Consider the following 13,508-nt stretch of genomic DNA (forward strand, 5'->3'; position numbering starts at 1 on the left):
TCACTTCTTCGCCAATTCGGCCTCGATCACGCTCACGACTTCCGGCGAGTCGGGTTTCGTTCGCGGCTCGAATCGGGCGACAACTCCTCCGTCGCGGCCGATGATGAACTTCTCAAAGTTCCAGCTCACATCTCCCTTCCCCTTTGGCTTCACATCGAGCGATTTCAAATACTTGTAGAGTGGGCAGGCGCCGTCTCCATTGACCTCGATTTTGGCGAACATCGGGAAGCTGATGTTGTATTTGGTCGTGCAGAACTTGGAAATCTCCTCCGCCGTGCCCGGCTCTTGCCCGGCAAATTGGTTGCAGGGGAAGCCGAGAATCGCCAGTCCGTCCTTCTCATATTTTTCGTGCAGGGCCTCCAGCGGCTTGTATTGTGGAGTCAGCCCGCACTTGCTCGCTACGTTCACGATCATCACCACCTTACCGTGATACTGACTCAAGTCGACATGCTTGCCGTCGAGCGAATTCATCGTGAAGCTCAAAGCAGTCGGGGTCTTCTCGACAGCAGCGGTAATTCCAGTGGCCAAGGCAAATACTCCTGTAAATGCGGCGAGCACGAAGATTCTGAACATGAAGGTATCTCCTATCGGGCGGGACGAAAGTGTCGTGGGTTATGGGCAGGCGCCGGCGACGGCGGAACACGCAGCCTACCGTCAGCCGAATGGAATTTCAAGCAACCCTAAGCCGGACTGTAGTGGAATTCGTGCTGGGCCGCGTTCTCGAAGGCCGCGCAACTAATAGTTTCTCGGTTTCGCAAATCGCGAAGTCTTTCTTTCATGGCTGAGCAGACCGATCATTGCGATCGCCAGCAGCACGATCGTCGTGGGCTCCGGCACCGTTGCGGATGCGAATTCGGCGCTCGGATTATTCAGCGAAAGCGCGAGGTCCGTGCCCATCGAGTCGCTGCTAGCCGTGTCGCCGATCAAGGCGCTGGAACCCAGCCCCGCGCCAAACGGATCGCTCGGCGAGAGCGAACCGGCTAACGACATGTCGCTTGCCAGCGGATTGCCGTTGGAATCCGAGGCGTCGATCGTCACCAGGGCCGGGCTGCCGGATGCGCCCCCGACGAACAAAGCATTCTGGATGATGTGGTCGGCGGTGAGACTGCCACCGGCGTTCACCTGCGTTATGCCAGTGCCATCGAGTCCACCCATGATTCGACTGGTTTCTGCGACCTTCGCGCTGCCGTCGTTGACTACATGCCCGATAATCGTGCCGATGCCCTCGAGCAACCCGTTGGGACCGACGTGCAAAGTTCCAGCGGCGGCTGGCAAGCCGCCCGACCCGACTGCCATTCGTCCCCCTGTGACATTGACCGTTCCTTGAGCGCCGATTTGTAGCTCGCTACCGACAGTGACTGCGCCATTCGAGGCGACGACCAGCGAGCCGTTGCCGCCCGAGCCACTCCCGCCGGAACCGCTGCCGTCACTGGCTATGAAGAGGGAGCCGTCCACGTTCCAAGTCGAATTCGTGCCGGTTACGGTCGCATGGCCGACGGCGCCGGAGAAGCGGCCAACGTAGCCGCTGGCGGAGTGGACCAATCCTCCCGCTTCGACCATCATCGTGCCTTGCCCATCAAAGCCAACGGACAGGCCACCATTCTGGGTCCAGGTCGAACCGGCACCGGTAACCGTTACCGTGCCGGTGCCGCCCGTGTTTCCCCCGATCACCCCGCTCGTTCCGGTGGGAGACCCCGTCGAACCGGTCGAAAACACAGCGCCCGCGGCGATGGTCAGCGAACCGGCTCCGCTATTGCCAACATCCATCTGTTCGGCAATGGTCCAAGTCGTGCCGGCATCCGTAATGGTCAGATCCCCTTGGCTGCCGGCGGAGGCCCCGACGAGGGCCCCCCCTTGGCCAGTAACCGCCGCGCCGCCGCTGAACTGGGCCGTCGCGCGGCCGCCGGTGGCGACGGCAAGAAACTGCGCAATGTCCATTTTCGAGTTCGGGCCGCTCACGGTGATCGACGCCGTGCTGTCCGCATCGAGCGCGACGTTCGAACCTGTGATCGAGGCCGTGCCGCTGGTGATTGTCAGCGACGACTGACCTTCGCCTCCGAGCGTGAGGCCTCCGGAGAAAGTGCCGCCATTGATGACGACGTTGCCGACGGAACCGCTGGCGGCGGCGGTGGAGAGGATTGGTGTGGTGACTTGGGCGCCGTTGTTGATGTTGAGCGTCCCGTGGCCGGCGTTGCCGATAGACAGTGCGCTCGATGCATTGAGCGAGGAATTGGCGCCGGTTACGGTGATGGTGGCCGTGCTGTCGCTGGAGAGGGCCACGTTCGCGTTAGTGAGCATCGCGGCGCCGCTGTTGATCGTTAGCGACGACTGACCATGGCCCCCAAGCGAGAGGCCGCCGGAGAGCGTGCCGCCATTGATAACGATATCGCCGACGGAGCCGCTGGCGGCGGCGGTCGATAGCAGCGGAGTAGTGACTTGGGCGCCGCTGCCGATGGTAAGAGTCCCCTGACCGTCCGTGCCGACCGACAGCGAATTCGAAACGTTGAGTTGAGAACCGGCGCCGCTGAGGGAAATGTCGCCGATCGCACCGCTGGCCAGGGCGGTGCTGAGCAGCGGTGTGGTGACTTGGGCGCCGTTGTTGATGTTGAGCGTCCCGTGGCCGGCGCTGCCGATAGACAGTGCGCTCGATGCATTGAGCGAGGAATTGGCGCCGGTGACGGTGATGGTGGCCGTGCTGTCGCTGGAGAGGGCCACGTTCGCGTTGGTGAGCATCGCGGCGCCGCTGTTGATCGTTAGCGACGACTGACCATGGCCCCCAAGCGAGAGGCCGCTGGAGAGTGTGCCGCCATTGATGACGATATCGCCGACGGACCCGCTGGCCGCGGCGGTGGAGAGCAGCGGCGTGGTGACTTGGGCGCCGCTGCCGATGGTAAGCGTCCCCTGACCGGCGGTGCCGACCGACAGCGAATTCGAAACATTGAGTTGAGAACCGGCGCCGCTGAGGGAGATGTCGCCGACCGAGCCGCTTGCCAGGGCCGTGGAAAGGAAAGGCGTAGTGACTTGGGCGCCGCTTCCGATGTTGAGCGTTCCGTGGCCGCCCGTGCCGAGCGATATCGCGGTCGAGGCGTCGAGCGTCGAACTGGCGCCGGTGACGGTGATAGTCGCCGTGCTGTCGCTGAATAAGGCCACGTTGACGTTGGTTAGCGACGCCCCGCCGCTGTTGACCGTCAACGACGCTTGGCCGTGGCCACCGAGTGTGAGCGGGCCAGAGCACGTTCCGCCATTGATCGAGATGTCTCCGACCGATCCGCTGGCGGCCGCGGCCGTGAGCAGGTTCGCATTGAGTTGGGCGCCGTTATTGACGTTTAGCGTGCCGAGCCCGTTGACGCCGACATTGATGCCGTTGGAATTCGAGTCGTTCCAAAGAGTGCTGGAGCCCGTGAGGATCACGGTGCCGCTGGTGGCCGAATCGAGGCCGAGCGATGCGCCATTGCTGGTCAGCGTGCCCGATCCGGTCACCGTCAAGGAGGCGCCCCCCAGTCCGCCGCCGTCGATCAGCGAACCAATGACGAAGCTCCCCGCGCCGGTCACCGTGAGATTACCGGTCGCGGCATTAGGAGGAGCGTTGAACGCATCGAAGTTGAAAACCCAGGTGTTGTTCTGCACATCGAGCGCAGCGACGGTAGCCGTGCCGGCCGCAAAGGGGATCGTCTGCGGCGGATTGATGATTTGCTTGTTGAAGTCACCGAAATAAACCCGGAATGGGCTATTCGGGGGAGGATTCACCGCGTTGAAGACGGCGCGGTCGGAAGCGCCCGGAAATCCGGCGCTCCAATTCGATCCATCGAACCATGACGCGTCGAGCGGAAACTCCAGATTGGGCTGCGACTGCGGAGTCCAAACGCTATTCATGGCGCGTCCGTTGCCGGCCAAGAGTCCCAACCCGATCAATGCCGTCAATCCGCAACACCGAACTGTTTCCAAAACCATGCGGACCAGATTGCAATCGCGATACCCGTGCCAGCCGTACATGGGAATCCCCTTTACAATGGCGCCTCGCTTTTTCAGTTGATCGAATAGGTTCGCCTCGCAAACGGATTGCTCGGACCGTGGCGGTCCACAGTGCCTAGCGCAAAGCCGATTCGGAACTACAAAGTAGACAACGGGGCCCGGAACTGCAAGTATTCTGAACGGTTTCGCGTCGCCAAGCTATCTTTCGGAGGCCGGCAGTCCTGGAGCGCCAAGCCAAGTCCTCCGCCGCACGCGACTCACTCAAACCGGATTTCCACGATCTCGAACTTCATCGTTCCGGCCGGGACGGGAATCTCCACCTTTTGCCCGATCTTTTTACCCAGCAGCCCTTGAGCCAGCGGGCTGGTGACGAGGATCTTGCCCGTGTCGTAGTCCTCTTCTCCGGCGCCGACGAGCGTGAAGATTTCCTCGTCGCCGAAATCGAGGTCCTTGACGACCACCGTCGCCCCGAACACGATCTCGTCCTTCGGCAGCCGCGAGGGATCGACAATCGAAGCCCGCGCCAGCTTGTCGCGGAGCAGATTGATCTTGGCTTGCAACAACCCCTGCGACTCGCGGGCGCCGTGATATTCGGCATTCTCGCTGAGATCTCCCTCGCTGCGCGCGGCGGCCACGCGCTGCGCCAGCTTGGGCATCTCCACCTGCTCCATGTGGTCAAGCTCTCCCTTGAGCTTGTCGTACCCGGTACGAGTCATTGGGACTAAATCGGACATGGTTCCCTCGAAAACGAACGATCGCAAAAAAAACGCGGCCTCCGATACGCTGGAGACCGATGCGATGATTCTAGTCATTTGCGGCCGGGAGTGCGATCCTCGGGAAAGTAGAGGAGCCGGCCGCAGGACTTGCAAAAAACCACGGTCGATCCGTGCAGTTGGCTCATGATATTGGGGGTGAGTTGCTGGTGGCAGCCGCCGCAGCTTTCTCCCTCGACCTGCGCCATGGCGTCTTCCCCCTTGGCCTTGACGACGCGATTGTAAACGTCGCGCAGCTCGGCCGGCAGCCCGGTCTCCGCCACCCGCAATTCCTCTTCCAACCGCTGGACATCTGCCAGCAGCGACTCTTCCCGCGAGCGGACAGCTTGCTGCACTTTCACCGTTTCCTCTTTCACCTTGACCATCTGTTGGTCGGCCTCGACGATCGCCTGCTTGAGCTGATCGACCTGTTCCATGGCTTCGAGAATCTCATCGGCCAGCACGCTATTGGCCATCTCATCGGCCAATATCTGCTCGCGCAGGGCCTGATACTCGCGATTGGTGCTACATGCGTTCAGCTTCACCTTGAGATCGATGATCTTTCCTTCTCCCGACTTGAGCAGTAATTGCTTTTGATCGACGGCCATGCGAGCGGCCTTGACCTCGGTCTGGGTCTTCGCCAGCCGCTCTTCCGCCGCGGCTAGGGCCGCCTGCCGCGCCTTGATTTGCTTGGGGCCGCTTTCAAGTCGCTCGCGAAGATCGGACAATTGCCGATGGATTCGGTGCAATTCGCGAAGCGCGGCCGCATTGAACGCCATGATGATGCCTCCCGTTGGATCTCGTACTTATAAGCATACGCCGCAGTGCAAGACGCGCCCAGCGGCAAACTGGCCGCGGAGGGCATTCACGCGATCAGGGTGTGTCAAGCAAAGCGCAGACGCGCCGAGTAGCACGGCGGGTTTGCCGGGTCCCGGTGCGTCCGCGCAAACTTTACGCATCCTACGGCTGCTGTGGCTCGCTACTTCAAACAGCCAACTGTTGGAAGCGCATGAAAAAAGCCGCCGGTCCCAAGAGACCGGCGGCTCAAGTTGTTTTGCTCCGAACTGAATTCTCGGGAATTCAGGTGCGTGAATTATTCACGAGTTCGGAATTTTGGCGAATTCCCCTACGCGCTCTGCTGCAGCGCCGCGCATTGTTCGGCGGCCTCGCCGAGGAAGCCCTCGAGCTGCTTGCTGCGTACGGGATGCTGGAGCTTGCGGAGCGCTTTGGCCTCGATCTGCCGCACGCGCTCGCGCGTGATCTTGAAAATTCGGCCCACCTCTTCCAGAGTATAGGTGTAGCCGTCTCCCAATCCGTAGCGCAGACGGACAATTTCGCGCTCGCGGAACGTGAGGGTCTTAAGCAGCCCTTCGACCTTTTGCCGCAACATGCCGTGGGAGGCCGAAATAATTGGGCTTTCCGTCCCGCCGTCTTCGATGAATTCGCCGAAGCTGCTGTCTTCGCTCTCGCCGACCGGGCGATCCAGGCTCACCGGGTGCCGCCCGATGTTCAGCACGCGGCGGACTTCTTCGATCGGCATGTCGGCGGACCGGGCGATTTCCTCGGTCGTCGGCTCGCGCCCCATCTCTTGTTGCAGCCGCTTCGACACGTTTCGCAACCGCGAGAGCACGTCGATCATGTGGACCGGGATGCGGATCGTGCGGGCCTGATCGGCGATCGCCCGAGTGATCGCTTGACGAATCCACCAGGTGGCATAGGTCGAGAATTTATAGCCGCGGCGGTATTCATACTTGTCCACGGCCCGCATCAGCCCCGTGTTCCCCTCCTGAATCAGGTCGAGGAAGCTGAGGCCGCGATTGCGGTATTTCTTGGCGATGGAAACGACCAGCCGCAAATTGCCGCTGGATAGTTGCCGCTTGACCTGCTCGAAATCCTGGAACTGCTGCCCCATTGTCTCGCGGCGATTGCGAAGGCTGCGGGGGCTCTCTTGCGCGAGGAGCATCAGGTCGTGCAATTCCTTGCGACAAAGGCCGAGCTGGTCTTTCGCGCCTGGCAGATTCCGCAGCTCGTGAATCCGAGCCCGGAGAAAATCCATCCGCCGCGACACTTCATTCATCTGCTTGACCATCTGCTGAACGCGTCGCGTGCGAAGGCTCAGCTCTTCGACGAGCGTCAGGGCCTTGCTGCGGCGGCGGCAGAAGCGGCGGCGGGCCTCGATCCATTCGCCCCGCGGCGTTTTGCGACTCAACAATTTGCGGAAGTCTTCCCTATTCGCCGCCAGCAGTTGCTTGAGCGTCGCCAGATTGTGCGGCATGCGGGCCATGATCTGCTCTTTGGTCAACCGTTCGGTGAGCGAGACCTTGATCGTGCGATCGAACGGGAGGACTCCCTTATAAACCTTTTCCAGCGTCTCGATCGTGCCCTGCATCGCGAAATTGCAGCCCAGCACGGATCGGCGGAATCGCTTCCGCGTGACTTCGATCTTTTTGGCCAGCGAGATTTCCTCTTCGCGGGTCAAAAGCGGGATGATCGCCATTTGCGATAGATACATCCGCACCGGATCGTCGCTCAGTTTCGGCAACTGCTCGGCGGAGAGCGGGCGGTCGATCTCGGCTGCGCGGCGGCCCTCGCTCGCAACAGCCTCGAAATCGCGGGCCGATTCGCCGGCTGCATCGTCCATCGCGCAGAGCGCCTCGGCCGGCGGCTCGGTGACGAGTTCAATCCCCAGTTCGTCGAGCGCTATCAGCAGGTTGTCGAGCTTCTCGGGAGTGACCGCCTCGTCGGGCAAATAATCGTTGACTTCGTCGTAGGTCAAATAGCCCTGGGACTTTCCCTTGGCAACTAATTCGTTCAGTTCGGTGTCGATCTGGTCCATCAGATCCTCCTCCCGCGCATCTTGCGCGCGGACTGGGTGCCGTGAGCGCGCGACGGGAGCCGTCGTGGATCGCTGGGTGCGCGATTCATCCGTGACTTCGCTCCATCGGTCGCTCGAAATCCGCCGAGGCAGGTATGGACTGAGATGCAAATTACGGGAACATCTGGGTCAAAACCTGTTCGGTGCAAAGCATCCTACCCCTCCGTGGGCGCGGAAATGCCTTGGCGACGTCTCTCTTGGTCGATCAGTTGTTGCAGCATGGTCAATTCCTCGGCCGCGTCGAGCTTGCCTTCCTGCAAGACCCGCGTTTGGGCGCGGACCTGCCGCTCGCCGTCGCGGCGACGGAACCCTTCCAACAACTCACGCAATCGCAAAGCGACATCGTGAGTCCCCTTGTTCTGCCCATTCTCGTCCAGTTGCACGAGTAGGTTTTTGTAATGCGGCTCGTCGAATTCCAATAGCATGCGATCAAAGCTCGGCGTCACGCCCGCCGCGGAAAGCGAGCAGCAGGTCGCGAAGATCCGCCGGCAAGCCTCCGAAGCGAGATGCTCGGGGCGGATCACCTCGGCGACGGCGCGGACCGATTCAGGCTCCAAGAGCAAAATCTCCAGCAGTTCTCGATCCCAGATGCTCAGGGGCTCGGTCGGCGCGACAGGCTGGCCTGCCGCGGCGGAAATTGGTTTGGTGGTTCGCTGCTTGCCGCGCAATTCGCCGACCCGCTGCCGCAATACGACTTCGTCAACGTCGAACATCCGGGCCAGTCGAGAGAGCATCGTCCATTCGCGAACGCGCGTCTCGCTGGTCGATCCTTCGCGCAACCGAGGCGCCTTGGCGATCGTTTGCAGGAGGCCGTCGAGCGCTTTGCTGGCCTCGTGGGGCTGCTTCTGGATGTCCAGCCCGCGCGTGGCCATGCGGAACGCGTGCTCCAGCCCATCGACGGCAGCGCTCAATCGCGCACGAAATGCATCCGCGCCGTGGGTCAGCAGGAAATCGCACGGATCGAGTTCGTCGGGCAAGATGACGATCCGCAGATCGACTTGCTCAGCGACGAACAGCGACAGGATTTCGCCCGTCCGCTTTTGGCCCGCCTTATCACCATCGAGTACCAGCACGATCGTGTCGGCAAACCGCCGCAGCAAGCGGATGTGCCGGTCGCCAAGTGCCGTGCCGAGCACAGCAACCACGTTCTCGCATCCGAACTGTCGCGTCATGATGCAGTCCGTGTAGCCTTCCATCACGATGGCGATGTGGCTCTTGGTGATCGCATCGCGGGCCAAATCGAGCCCGTACAGCATGTTGCTCTTGGAAAACAGCGGCGATTCGGGCGAGTTGATGTATTTGGCTGGATTCGTGGCGGCAGCTTCCGGCAAGATGCGCCCGCCGACGGCAATGGCGCGGGCTTGCGCGTCGCGGATCGAGAACAATACTCGACCTTTGAAGCGGTCGTAATGCCCGCCGCCATCCTTGTGCACCAACAAGCCAATCCGTTCGAGGACCTTCGGCGAAATTCTGCTCTTCAGCGATTGTTGGATCAGCCAGTCCCAGCGATCGGGAGCGAAACCGAGGTGAAAACGGCGCACGCTATCGCCGTCGATGCCGCGATCACGGAGATACTTGCGCGCCGGCTCGGCTTCCGCGGAATTCAGCAGACACTCGTGAAACGCTTGCTCGGCCCAGGCGGCGGCCTGATACAGTGTGCGCTTGTCGTCGGCACTACCGCTGATCCCGCTGGCGCCCACTGCCGCGCCGCCACTCGCGCGATATGGTGTGAGTTGAATTCCCGCCCGGTCGGCGAGCATCGACAGCGCCTCGGGAAACTCGACGTTCTCCATCTTCATCATGAAGCTGAAAATGTCGCCGCCGATGTCGCAGACCCAGCACTTGAACGACTGGCGTTCCGGATTGACTTGCAGGCTGGGGCGCGTGTCGTCGTGCCAGGGGCAAAGGGCCTTATATCCGCGCCCTTCGCGGCGCAATTGCAGATAGCTGCCGGCCAGATCGACGATGTCGATCGCCTGCCGGACCCGCTCTTTGTCGTCGAACGACGTTCGCGAAGCCACCCTGGACCCCCGATCGAACCGCGCTGTCGAAGAGGTGGATTCGGCCGCGGCGGCCGGCGGGTCCACCTTGACCCATCTAACCAGTTTTAGCACAAAAAACTGGCCTTGCCATCCATGACAGTGGGGCGATTATAGGAACGCCCTCCGGCAGGGTCAACGCCGGAAAATGCCATTGACGAAACGCCAAAAAATGCTGCGTTTCCCGAGGCTTTTTGCGTTTTCCGAATACTTCGATTGGCACTGGCGAGAATTTTTTTGTGAACTCCCGCACGCGATTCGTTTGCCCAATCGACCGTGACCAATGTATCTTGCGAATCATTTATCGACCTCCCATCTCACTCAATCCAAAATCGAAAATCCGAAATGGCGCAACCCGTCCTGATCCTCGGCGCCGGCATCAATGGCGCGGCGCTCGCGCGCGAGCTGGCGCTCAACGGCGTCGGCTCGGTGATCGTGGATATTCATGACATTGCATCCGGTGCAACCGCCTATTCGTCGAGATTGATTCACGGCGGCCTGCGATACCTCGAATACGGCGAATTCGATCTGGTCCGCGAATCGCTCGAAGAGCGAACGCGCTGGCTGCGACTGGCGCCGCAATTTGTCCGCCCGCTGCGGCTATTCATTCCGATCCGCAGCCGCCGTGGTGGATTGATCGCGGGTGCAAGAAAGTTTCTCGGCATGAAGCCCCGACGGGGCGGCAGCCAGCGCGTCAAGCATCATGGGTTATGGTCCGTCCGCCTCGGGCTTTGGCTCTACGACGTGTACGCCCACGATCCCACGCTCCCGCGCCGCCGGCTCTATAAATCGCGCTCGCCCGACGTCGTTCGCATTGATTCGACGAAATACCGCTGGATGTACGCATTCTCTGATGCACAGATCGTTTATCCGGAGCGGTTCACGCTCGCACTCTTGGAAGATGCTCGGCAAATCGCGGAAGCCGCGGGAATTCCGCTGCGGATATTCACCTATCATCGGGTAACGATCGACGGCCAAACCGCAACCGTTCATCCGCTCGATCGGCCGGACGAAACGGCATTTTCATTTCAGCCCTCCGCCGTAATCAACGCCACGGGTGCGTGGGTGGATCGAACGCTTTCGGCCCTGAATGTTCCATCAAAGCCGCTGATGGGCGGAACGAAGGGGAGTCATTTCATAACGCATCACGAGCCGCTTCGCGCGCGGCTTGCCGGCCGGGCGATTTACGTCGAGGCTGCCGACGGCCGCCCGGTGTTCGTGTTGCCGTTCGGCCAGGCGACGCTCGTCGGGACGACCGACCTGCCATTTGCCGACGACCCCGCCAACGCAGTCGCCGCGCCGGAGGAGTTGCAGTATCTCGTCGAAGCCGTCAATGAGCTGTTCCCCGATTTGCGGCTTTCGACCGCTGATATCGCATTGCACTACAGCGGCGTCCGGCCACTGCCGGTCTCGGACGCCTCGGCAACGGCGGCCGTGACGCGGCGGCATTGGCTGGAGCCGAACAACCAGAGCGCGGTCCCGCTCTATTCCATCATCGGCGGCAAGCTCACGACTTGCCGCTCATTGGCCGAGGACGCGGCCGGCACGATCCTCGCGCGACTCGGGCTTGAACAACGATCGAACTCTCGCGACCGGCCTCTGCCCGGCGGCGAGTCCTATCCCCGCGACTCGGTTTCGCTCGCCGCAGAGTGGGACCGGATCGCGCAGCGATTCTCGCTGGACCGGCGGGCGGTCGAAACGATCTGGTCGCTCGTCGGCACGCGCTCGGAGACGATCCTCGCGGACTTATCGAGGGCGGGAAGCCTCGACAGCGAATGCCTGCCGGGCACGTCGCTGCCGCGCCGCTTCGTGCGCTGGATCATCGACCACGAATGGGCGACGACGCTCGACGACCTCGTCGAACGGCGGCTGATGTTGCTCTATCATCCGCGACTCTCGCGGGCGTGCCTTGACGAGCTGGCTCAGCTATTGGTCCAATCTAGGCGGATGTCCGGGCCACCGATGGCCGAGGTGGAGAAAACAATCGCCCGCTTGGCGAAACATTTTGGGAAGTCCTTCTCATGACCGATCAACCCATGCGGGCGGAGTTGTTGGAACTCAATCAACGGCTGCTGGACAGCATTGCGGCCGCGGACTGGAGCACGTATCAGGAGCTGTGCGCTCCAGACTTGACGTGCTTCGAGCCGGAAGCCCGCGGGCAATTGATTCAGGGAATGGCGTTCCACAAGTTCTATTTCGATCTTGGCGCCGGTTCTCAGCCGCGCACCACCACGATGGCTTCGCCGCAAGTGCGAATGCTGGGTAACGATTCGGCCGTGGTCGCCTACGTGCGGCTCGTGCAGCGCCTCGACGGAGTCGACGCGCCGGTGACCGCCTGCTCCGAAGAGACCCGCATCTGGCAGCGCATCGACGGGCGCTGGAAACACGTCCATTTTCATCGTTCAGTCCCGTAGACGAGTTCGCAAAAGTAGCGTGCGTCAAGTCCGCGCAGACGCACCGTATTTCGCGCGACGTTCGATGCGTCATCGCTTCGCTCGACACTCCCTGCAACTTCAGCGGCGATGACGGAATTCTGGCGAATTCCGCTACGCTCTCTCGGCCGGTCCACAATATCACGCGCGATCAATTGGAAAGGGCATTACTTCCGCCAACGTGCGGGCGCCGGCGGCGACCATGACGAGCCGATCGAAGCCGAGCGCGACGCCGGAGCAGGGGGGCAGGCCGGCCTCCATCGCGTCCAAGAGCCGGCTTTCGGACGGCAATTGCGGCTTGCCGTCGGCGGCGCGCCGCACATTGGCGGCTGCGATCCGCTGCCGCAGGACCGCGGCGTCCAAGAGTTCATGGTAACCGTTGGCCAACTCGACCCCATCTACATAGAGTTCGAATCGCTCGGCGACAGGCCGCGGTTGCTCGCGAATCCGCGCGAGTGCCGCCTGGCTGGCCGGATAGTCGAACAAGATCGTCGGTCGCGGCCGGCCCAAGTGCGGCTGCACTCGCTCGACAAGCAGCAGGTCGAGCCAGCCGTCTCGGTCGTCGCCCAAACCGGCCGGCGCGACGCCCCCATATCGATCCGCGGCGGCTCGCAGATCGGCGATTGACGCGCAGTGCGGATCGACTCCGACGTGGCGTGCAAATGCGTCCCCATAGCTCATTCGCTCGACGGAACCGCGCGCGAGCAAGCATTCACACAATTCGCCGAGCAACGCCATCCCCTCGTGCATCCCGTCTCCCGCCCGATACCATTCGAGCATCGTGAATTCCGGATTGTGCAGCGGGCCGATCTCGGCGTTGCGAAACGCTCGAGTGATTTGATAGATGGCCGGTGCGCCGGCCGCGAGCAACCGCTTCATTCCGAATTCCGGCGAGGTTTGCAGCCACATCCGCCGGCCGATATTGGGCCGGCACGGATCGTCGGCCAGCGTTACGGGAATCGGATCGAGATGCCGATCGACGACGACATCGGCGGACAAGAGCGGCGTTTCGACCTCAAGAAATCCACGATCGTGAAAGAACTCTCTCGTCTTCCGAAGCAGCTCGGCGCGCAATCGCAGATTCGCCCAATTGGCGGTGGGACGAAAGTCAGGATTGCAAGGCGCCATGGTTTGCCGGATAGCGGCCGCTAGAAGCCCATCTGCCCTAACATGCCAGCCAGATTGCCGATCGCGCTGGATAGCGCCGGATGCGACGGTTCCAGCCGCCGAGCCGTATCACCCAGCCGATCGATCAGGCCGCTCGAACTCGCTCGCGAAGCGGCGGGCTGCTGCTTCTTATCTAAAACCGTTTGAATCTCGGCCAGCGCCCCGCGCAACCGCTTGTCCACCTCGGAATCGAGCTGGTCGACTTCGGATAGCTCGGCGAGCAGTTCATTCAACGTGGCATTAAGTCGTTCGCGATCGGTGGGCATTGCGT

General features: G+C 61.8%; 10 protein-coding genes. 2 read left to right on the top strand and 8 right to left on the bottom strand.

Annotation, left to right across the window (positions count from 1 at the left end):
* From VGY55_02960 to dnaG, 6 genes are all read right to left on the bottom strand, one after another.
* On the bottom strand, positions 1 to 573 hold the full coding sequence (locus tag VGY55_02960) for a glutathione peroxidase (protein HEV2968922.1): 573 nt from the start codon (positions 571 to 573) through the stop codon (positions 1 to 3).
* Positions 574 to 735: 162 nt separating this feature from the next.
* Positions 736 to 3,993 carry a PEP-CTERM sorting domain-containing protein gene (locus tag VGY55_02965; GenBank protein HEV2968923.1) on the bottom strand — a complete coding sequence of 1,086 codons (3,258 nt, stop codon included), beginning with the start codon at positions 3,991 to 3,993 and terminating at the stop codon, positions 736 to 738.
* Between the two features lie 236 nt (positions 3,994 to 4,229).
* Positions 4,230 to 4,706: a transcription elongation factor GreA gene (gene greA, locus VGY55_02970; GenBank protein ID HEV2968924.1), complete on the bottom strand. Its 477-nt coding sequence runs from the start codon at positions 4,704 to 4,706 to the stop codon at positions 4,230 to 4,232.
* A 74-nt stretch (positions 4,707 to 4,780) separates the two neighbouring features.
* Positions 4,781 to 5,503: a C4-type zinc ribbon domain-containing protein gene (locus VGY55_02975; protein HEV2968925.1), complete on the bottom strand. Its 723-nt coding sequence runs from the start codon at positions 5,501 to 5,503 to the stop codon at positions 4,781 to 4,783.
* A 347-nt stretch (positions 5,504 to 5,850) separates the two neighbouring features.
* Positions 5,851 to 7,560 (bottom strand): sigma-70 family RNA polymerase sigma factor, encoded by a 1,710-nt coding sequence (locus VGY55_02980; protein ID HEV2968926.1) that lies wholly within the window; start codon positions 7,558 to 7,560, stop codon positions 5,851 to 5,853.
* A 194-nt stretch (positions 7,561 to 7,754) separates the two neighbouring features.
* Complete coding sequence (dnaG, locus tag VGY55_02985) at positions 7,755 to 9,620, bottom strand: DNA primase (protein ID HEV2968927.1); 1,866 nt, start codon at positions 9,618 to 9,620, stop codon at positions 7,755 to 7,757.
* A 363-nt stretch (positions 9,621 to 9,983) separates the two neighbouring features.
* Between dnaG and VGY55_02990 the strand changes: the two genes are divergently transcribed.
* Together VGY55_02990 and VGY55_02995 are read left to right on the top strand one after the other, a co-directional pair.
* Entirely contained in the window at positions 9,984 to 11,663 is a 1,680-nt protein-coding gene (locus VGY55_02990; GenBank protein ID HEV2968928.1) for a glycerol-3-phosphate dehydrogenase/oxidase, read from the top strand.
* Positions 11,660 to 12,052: a DUF4440 domain-containing protein gene (locus VGY55_02995; GenBank protein HEV2968929.1), complete on the top strand. Its 393-nt coding sequence runs from the start codon at positions 11,660 to 11,662 to the stop codon at positions 12,050 to 12,052. The genes VGY55_02990 and VGY55_02995 overlap by 4 nt, the downstream gene beginning before the upstream one ends.
* 159 nt (positions 12,053 to 12,211) lie before the next feature.
* On the opposite strand, the gene epmA is transcribed toward VGY55_02995, so the two are convergent.
* Positions 12,212 to 13,198: an EF-P lysine aminoacylase EpmA gene (gene epmA, locus VGY55_03000; GenBank protein HEV2968930.1), complete on the bottom strand. Its 987-nt coding sequence runs from the start codon at positions 13,196 to 13,198 to the stop codon at positions 12,212 to 12,214.
* Between the two features lie 20 nt (positions 13,199 to 13,218).
* Positions 13,219 to 13,503 carry a DUF4404 family protein gene (locus VGY55_03005; GenBank protein HEV2968931.1) on the bottom strand — a complete coding sequence of 95 codons (285 nt, stop codon included), beginning with the start codon at positions 13,501 to 13,503 and terminating at the stop codon, positions 13,219 to 13,221.
* Positions 13,504 to 13,508: the final 5 nt, after the last annotated feature.

The organism is Pirellulales bacterium (assembly GCA_035939775.1).
Classification (GTDB): Bacteria; Planctomycetota; Planctomycetia; order Pirellulales; family DATAWG01; genus DASZFO01.

Coding starts and splice junctions, on each gene's coding strand:
- VGY55_02960 (HEV2968922.1), bottom strand. CDS start 573: ATGTTCAGAATCTTCGTGCTCGCCGCATTTACAGGAGTATTTGCCTTG.
- VGY55_02965 (HEV2968923.1), bottom strand. CDS start 3,993: ATGTACGGCTGGCACGGGTATCGCGATTGCAATCTGGTCCGCATGGTT.
- greA (HEV2968924.1), bottom strand. CDS start 4,706: ATGTCCGATTTAGTCCCAATGACTCGTACCGGGTACGACAAGCTCAAG.
- VGY55_02975 (HEV2968925.1), bottom strand. CDS start 5,503: ATGGCGTTCAATGCGGCCGCGCTTCGCGAATTGCACCGAATCCATCGG.
- VGY55_02980 (HEV2968926.1), bottom strand. CDS start 7,560: ATGGACCAGATCGACACCGAACTGAACGAATTAGTTGCCAAGGGAAAG.
- VGY55_02990 (HEV2968928.1), top strand. CDS start 9,984: ATGGCGCAACCCGTCCTGATCCTCGGCGCCGGCATCAATGGCGCGGCG.
- VGY55_02995 (HEV2968929.1), top strand. CDS start 11,660: ATGACCGATCAACCCATGCGGGCGGAGTTGTTGGAACTCAATCAACGG.
- epmA (HEV2968930.1), bottom strand. CDS start 13,198: ATGGCGCCTTGCAATCCTGACTTTCGTCCCACCGCCAATTGGGCGAAT.
- VGY55_03005 (HEV2968931.1), bottom strand. CDS start 13,503: ATGCCCACCGATCGCGAACGACTTAATGCCACGTTGAATGAACTGCTC.